3 protein-coding genes are annotated in these 4317 nt (G+C 41.0%); all 3 read right to left on the bottom strand.

Annotation, left to right across the window (positions count from 1 at the left end):
* Positions 1-8: 8 nt before the first annotated feature.
* Positions 9-185: a hypothetical protein gene (locus FC99_RS13815; protein ID WP_156166918.1), complete on the bottom strand. Its 177-nt coding sequence runs from the start codon at positions 183-185 to the stop codon at positions 9-11.
* A gap of 97 nt (positions 186-282) precedes the next feature.
* On the bottom strand, positions 283-2070 hold the full coding sequence (locus FC99_RS06385; protein WP_048733874.1) for an ATP-binding cassette domain-containing protein: 1788 nt from the start codon (positions 2068-2070) through the stop codon (positions 283-285).
* A 6-nt stretch (positions 2071-2076) separates the two neighbouring features.
* Positions 2077-3828 carry an ABC transporter ATP-binding protein gene (locus tag FC99_RS06390; protein ID WP_082153214.1) on the bottom strand — a complete coding sequence of 584 codons (1752 nt, stop codon included), beginning with the start codon at positions 3826-3828 and terminating at the stop codon, positions 2077-2079.
* Positions 3829-4317 lie beyond the last annotated feature (489 nt).

A 4317-nucleotide genomic window follows, 5' to 3' on the forward strand; every position in this document is an offset into this window, starting at 1 on the left:
TTTTATGCTTAAGCCTTAGTGAAAGTCCACTTAGCAGCTGGCGCAACGCCGGCCTTGGTTGAGATCACTTGGTTCTTGCTGCTGATGAGCTTAACTGTTTCTACGGTAACCATCGATGAATCACCATTTAATGCGGCAGTGGCTTGGCGAATGCTTCTTTGCAATGCAGTTACTTTATCGGTCATTTTTATCTTCCTTACTCTGTTGGCAGTTCTTTGCTATTACGGTAACATCATATCCGATACTATCGTGTTAAGCAATTACGCCACTCCATAATGAGAACTACTGATAAATCCTAGATTGTGCTGCCCATAAGGTTCTAAATTCAGGCGACACCTGCTTCAACTCTTCAGGTGTGCCATCCGCAATTAGTTGACCACTTTCCATGAGCAAGATACGATCTGCAATTTTCGCTGCTCCCAGTCGATGCGTGATAAAAATCGTTGGCTGTTGTGACGAAAAACGCTTAATATTCTGAAACGTGGTCAACTCCTTCAACGGATCAAGACTCGCTGTCGGTTCATCCAATAATGCTAGTTTTCCAGCTTGATATCCTCCCCGCACCAACGCCATTTGCTGTTTCTGACCCCCACTTGGCTGGAAGTTCTCGCTACTATAACTTCCGACAACCGTCTCCAATTGCTCGGGTAACTTTTGAATCCACGGTAGTAATTGCCAGCGCCGTAATAATGTATCAAGAACTGCTGAATCTTCTGCGTGATTAGCAATCATATTCTCTTTTAAACTAAAATCAAAGATCGCATAATCTTGAAATACCGGACTGAACAATTTGAGATAATCATCGCGATTGAGGGCTTGGATGTCCACACCATCTAGCGTCACCCTACCACTGGTTGGTTGATATAACCCCAACAATAACTTGACTAAAGTTGTCTTGCCACTTCCGTTTTCCCCAATAATTGCGGTCGTTCCTTGGATCGGCAACACAAGATTCACATGGCTCAGGGCTAGCTTCCCACTGGCATAACGAAAAGAAACATTTTCAAATGCAATGACCTTTCCTGTTGTCACCCTTTGTTTCTTCCTTAGCACATTAGGCTTCAACAACTGCTGATGAATAAATTTCGTTTGCTGCTCAAATCGCTCTAAATTTTGATAGGCCGTAACTAATGCTGTACTAGAAGCCGCAACTTGGACTAAACTGCCAAACAAATTATTCAGACTGCCAATCTTTAGGATTTTCAATCGAATTTTAACAATTAGTAATGCAACCAATATGCTAATTGGTAACCCCGTCATCGCTGTCGTTACTATCCGCGATTGAAATTGGTTTCCAATATAATCTTCATTGGTTTTTTGCGATGTCGCCCACTGTTCACGGTAATGTTTCATAATAACCGTTGAAAACTGATTCAGCTTAATCGACTTTATAATTTCATAGCGATTAATCACTTCCATCAGGAAATAATTCAAAACCCGTTCTTGATTCATTAAAACACGAAATATTTTTAAATTTTGTATCGTTAGCCGACGATACCAGATAAGCCCCAACCATTCGCCAAATAAAATCAAGCCTAAACTAGTGACCGATAAGAGTGCAATCAACTTCGACTGGTTAATCCCAAGAACAATTAATGTGACCGTCACACCGATTCCCACGGATAAACTCGTCACACTCTGAATAGCCTGATTCAATTGTCGCATGAACACCGCAAACCCACCGGAGTATCTAAATGATGTCTCGCTTTGATTCATTTGAGCAAAAAAATCATCTGTTTCCAACTGTTCAAAATCAACCTTCATCCATGATCGCCGTAATCGTAATTTCAGTCGTTCATCCACATTTACCATCTGCACATCTAAGTAACGTTGACCAACGTTAACTGCAACCTGCCCTAAAATATAAATGGTATACGTTAACCCCAACTGTTGCCACACTTGTTGATAGTTTTCTCTTATCAAACTATTCAGAATCTCTGAATTCCCCAAAATAATTACAAATGGTAAAATTCCATTGATTAAGCTAACACCGACTGCAATCCCAACAATGTAACGATTCTCTTGAGTTAAAAGTTTAAGCGTTGGTATGATTCTCAGCTTCACATGCATCCCCAGTCACTCTTTCCCCTGATACAGCTGTTTTTGTGCTAACCATAATTCTTGATACAGACCCTTTTGTTTGACTAGCGCTTGATGACTTCCCTGTTGAACAATCCTTCCAGCTTGCATGACCAATATTTGATTGGCCCGTAATGTCGACCCCAAACGATGCGAAATCAAGATATTCAACTGCTGGTTAAATGTTGCCATAAACTTATCGTAAAAGTTTTGCTCTGCCAAAGGATCCAGCGCAGCCGTTGGTTCATCGAAAATAACGATTTCCGCTTTTCGATAAAGTACTCGAGCAAAAAGCAAAGATTGTTGTTGTCCCCCAGATAATGAAATTCCTTTCGAATCTAGCTCGTTACCAATAATTGTATCTGGGTTCAAATTCGCCAGACCGCTTTGACGCAAGGCCCAAACAACCCGTTTTCTATCAGTATGCGCCACGGGTTTCCCGGAAACATTTTCCGCAACTGTAACGTGTAAGAGAATATCATCTTGGAATTCCACCGCAACTCGTCGCCAATAATTGTCCATGTCAAACTCACGCAATGGTTGATCATTAACTAGTATTTCGCCTCGCGTTGGTTGATACAAGCCACACATTAACTTTATTAGTGTCGTCTTTCCGGCGCCATTTTCACCAACTATTGCTACAGTTTCCCCCTTGCCAATAGAGAAGGAAACATCATGAATCACCTCAGTATCATTTACTGAATAGCTAACCCGGTCAAAGGTTATCCTCTCAATGGCGGTTACCTGTTTCTTTCCGGAATGCCTTTGCTGATCGGCCACAGCTAGAAATTTTTCCAGATCTGCGACATAGACCTGATTTCTACTGATTTCAGTTAGATCTTGAAATAGCGTTGTCAATCGACCATTAAATGCTTGAATAGCCACCATAAAGGTGACGATAACGCTAATATTAGATTTCGTAAAAATAAGCCAACCGAGAGCGCCAGCAATGCCTAGTGTGTTCAACAACACCTGAACCCCATTAATGTTGGCAGAAATTCTAACGTACTTGCGTTGCCAATCAACAAGCTGGTGAATGAATTTTTGAAAATACTTGGTAAATACCGAATCGAAATGAAACAGGCGGATATCCTTGCCATTCTGGCGCTGCATTAATGTTCGGACAAGATTACTAACTTGCGTATTAATCCGATTACGTTCCGGTTTATGCTTAATAAACCAGTTATTGCGCCACCTTTGCAGGAGCAATGCCAAAACGTTCAACCCAAGAAGCCAGATGACGCTCCTGATATTCGCCCATCCCATAATGAACAATAAAGCCATGCCCTGAACCAAGTTACGGCTAAAATCGAATGTGCGATTCAAGATTGCTTCAAGTCCAGTATTCCCGCCATTATAAATTGCCTCATATCCCTGATCAATCAACGTCTTTCCTTCAACTGAGTCTAAGGTTTTCTGCGGCCATTGGAAGATGTCTTGAGCAAACTTAGGCAGGTATTGATAACGAAATAAAAAGGTTTTTTTCGCCAAATGGCTCTGAATTTGAGTATCCAGAGCCGCTAGCCCATAAGCAACAGTCGCCATTCCCCCAATAAATACTGCTACTATCAAAGTTGACAGACTACTAGTCGTTAGTTGAATAATGATGGCTGGCAATAATGTAAATAGAATCAGAAAAAGTGTACTACACCCTATATCACCTAGCCAAAGTCCAAAAGCAACAGACTTCTTAACGGTTATCACAAATAATCGAAAAACACTTTTCCAATTTCTAAAAGTTTCCATCATTCGTCACCTACTATTATTCACTTCTCATCTAAGGGCTTCTGTAATAGCTAACTGGCGCTCTAAGTCTCCCCATAGCTGACCTTACATGCTGGTCATCACTTATTCTTAATAAGAATTTCTTCTAAATTATTCTTATACCCAGTTTTCTTCTAATTACCTTAATAATGACTAAAATTGTACCTCAGTCTACTCTAAGGACACTAATTCCCACCTGAATTTCTATTTGATAGTTATGCTTCCATTAAGAACATCATTCTAGATAACCATTGGTAACTATCTCTACCCAGAAGCTCTGATTTTTTCAGGGGGGGGACGTGAACCCATGTGGCTATTCCGCAGTACTCACGCCACTTAATACCCCAACAAAAAATGGCCCGCGAAATCCATTCAGATTTCGCGAGCCATTTTCCGTGTCAACGACCAATAGTCGCCGTCACGGTTTATTTAAATTTTTATGCTTAAGCCTTAGTGAAAGTCCACTTAGCAGCT

The sequence above is a fragment of the Levilactobacillus koreensis JCM 16448 genome (genome assembly GCF_001435525.1).
Classification (GTDB): Bacteria; Bacillota; Bacilli; order Lactobacillales; family Lactobacillaceae; genus Levilactobacillus; species Levilactobacillus koreensis.

Bases quoted from the DNA above. Each gene is read 5' to 3' on its own strand.
- FC99_RS13815 (WP_156166918.1), bottom strand. From the start codon at position 185: ATGACCGATAAAGTAACTGCATTGCAAAGAAGCATTCGCCAAGCCACT.
- FC99_RS06385 (WP_048733874.1), bottom strand. From the start codon at position 2,070: ATGCATGTGAAGCTGAGAATCATACCAACGCTTAAACTTTTAACTCAA.
- FC99_RS06390 (WP_082153214.1), bottom strand. From the start codon at position 3,828: ATGATGGAAACTTTTAGAAATTGGAAAAGTGTTTTTCGATTATTTGTG.